The organism is Actinosynnema sp., assembly GCF_052038725.1.
Genome location: NZ_JBQGCX010000177.1, coordinates 1 through 2,096, shown reverse-complemented (window position 1 = coordinate 2,096; position 2,096 = coordinate 1). Strand labels below are relative to the sequence as shown.

The following is a 2,096-nucleotide window of genomic DNA, read 5'->3' as shown; positions in this document are numbered from 1 at the left end:
GTGGTGTGGCGAGCCACGTGCTGGAGCGCGCCCTCGAAGCCCAGACCGGCCTCGACGGCGATCGACAGCTGGTCGAGCATGTCGGGGAGCGCGCGCTGGATCTGGTCGCGCCTCTTGATGCCGGTGTTGTAGAGCAGGATGTCCGGGAGGAAGAACGCGAACGGGGGGACCAGGACCACCGCGGCGAGGGTGCGGAGGCCGAGCGGAGTCATGGAGGTGGCCACCAGCAGACTCACCACGAGGCCCGCTGCGAGCAGGACCACCTTGGTCGCCAGGATGCGGTCCAGCGGCCACGCGGCGGGTCGACCTGCGCGGGAGTGCGACCGGTCCAGCACCTGCAGCAGGCCTGAGGGCGTCAGCCTCCGGCCGATCCGGGCGAGCGCTCCGGAGGAGTCCGCGGTCGTGCGCCCGACCCCGGGCACGGCGAGGCCGGAACCGCGCTCGAGGTTGCGCAGCGCGCGGGCGCGGGTCGAGTCTCCGGGCGCGACCGACCACACCAGCAGCGGCAGGGCGGCCGCGATGGTGAGGCCCGAGATCCACGGGAGCAGGGAGGCGTCCATCAGAACCTCACCTCGACCGTCTTGCGGAGCCACACCGCGCCGGCGGCCATCAGCACGACGGCCCCGGCGATCATGAGGATGCCGAGCGGTTCCTGCGTGAGCACGACCAGGTAGGTCGGGTTGAGGAAGATCATGGCCAGCCCCACGGCGAACGGGAGGGCGACCAGCACCCAGGCGGACAGACGCCCCTCGGCGCTCAACGCGCGGACCTGGCGCTTGATGCGGCCACGATCCCGGATGGTCACCCCGATCGTGTCCAGGATGTGCCCGAGGTTGCCCCCGACCTGGCGGTGGATGGCGATCGCCTGGGCGACCCAGCGGAAGTCGTCGCTGTCCATCCGGTCGGCCGTCTCCCCCACCGCCTCGGCCAGGTCACGCCCAAGCCGCACCTGGTTGACCGCCCGCGCGATCTCGGTCTTGGCCGGGTCGTCCAGCTCGCGGGCCACCGTGTCCAGCGCCTGCAGCAGGCTGTGCCCCGCCCGGACGTTCGAGGCCAGCAGGGCGAGGATGTCGTCCAGGTCGTCCCCGAAGGCCCGCTTGCGCCTCTCGGACCGGACGTACACCGCGGCCACGATCACGACCACGGCGAGGACCGTCAGCGCGAGACCCACCCACGGGCCCGCGAGGAGATAGCCCGGGCCGAAGGCCGCGACGGCGAAGCCGACCACGAGCACGACGAACTCCGCCGGCTCCCGCCGGACGCCGGCGCGGTCCAGCACGTTCGCGAGCCGGCGGTCGCGCCCGCCGCTCAGCACGGACCTGCTCACGGCGGCGGTGACCGTCGTCGTGGCACGCCCCGAGAACGAGGCTGTCTCAGGGGCGCCCAGGCGCCGCCGGTGGAGGGGAACCGCGTTCGACGGGGCGAGCGCGATCCAGCTGAGCAGCATGAGCCCGATCGCCAGGGCGGCCGCGCCCAGCCACACCGCGGTGGCGGTCGTCACGGCCGCCTGCCCGAGCTGCTCGTGAACGCATCCTCGCCGAACAGCCCGGGAGGCAGCGGGACGCCGAGATCGGCGAAACGGTCGGTGAACTGGGGACGGATCCCGGTGGGGACCGTGGTGCCGAGGAACCGGCCGTCGGCGTCCACCCCCGCCGCGTAGTCGAACTCGAAGACGTGCTGGAGCGTCACGACGTCGCCCTCCATGCCCTGCACCTCGGTCACGTGGGTCACCCTCCTCGTGCCGTCGCGCAGCCGTGTGAGCTGCACGATGAGGTGGACCGCCGAGGAGATCTGCTCCCGGATCGCCCGCAGGGGCAGGTCCATCCCCGCCATGAGCACCATCGTCTCCAGGCGGGCCACCGCGTCACGCGGGGAGTTGGCGTGCAGCGTCGAGAGCGAGCCGTCGTGGCCCGTGTTCATGGCCTGGAGCATGTCGAGGCTCTCACCGCCCCGGACCTCGCCCACGATGATGCGGTCCGGGCGCATGCGCAGGGAGTTGCGCACGAGGTCGCGGATCGTGATCTCGCCCTGGCCCTCGATGTTGGCCGGGCGGGCCTCGAGGCGCACGATGTGGTCCTGCTGCAGCTGCAGCTCCA

3 protein-coding genes are annotated in these 2,096 nt (G+C 72.4%); all 3 read right to left on the bottom strand.

The window, feature by feature from the left end; all coding sequences use genetic code 11:
- Nucleotides 1-560: hypothetical protein (locus ACTUAL_RS03295; protein ID WP_440899227.1), on the bottom strand; the 560-nt coding region annotated here is incomplete at its 3' end.
- Entirely contained in the window at nucleotides 560-1,501 is a 942-nt protein-coding gene (locus ACTUAL_RS03290) for a type II secretion system F family protein (protein WP_440899226.1), read from the bottom strand. The genes ACTUAL_RS03295 and ACTUAL_RS03290, both read right to left, overlap by 1 nt.
- The coding region (locus tag ACTUAL_RS03285) for a CpaF family protein (RefSeq protein WP_440899225.1) at nucleotides 1,498-2,096 on the bottom strand (599 nt) is incomplete at its 5' end. The genes ACTUAL_RS03285 and ACTUAL_RS03290, both read right to left, overlap by 4 nt.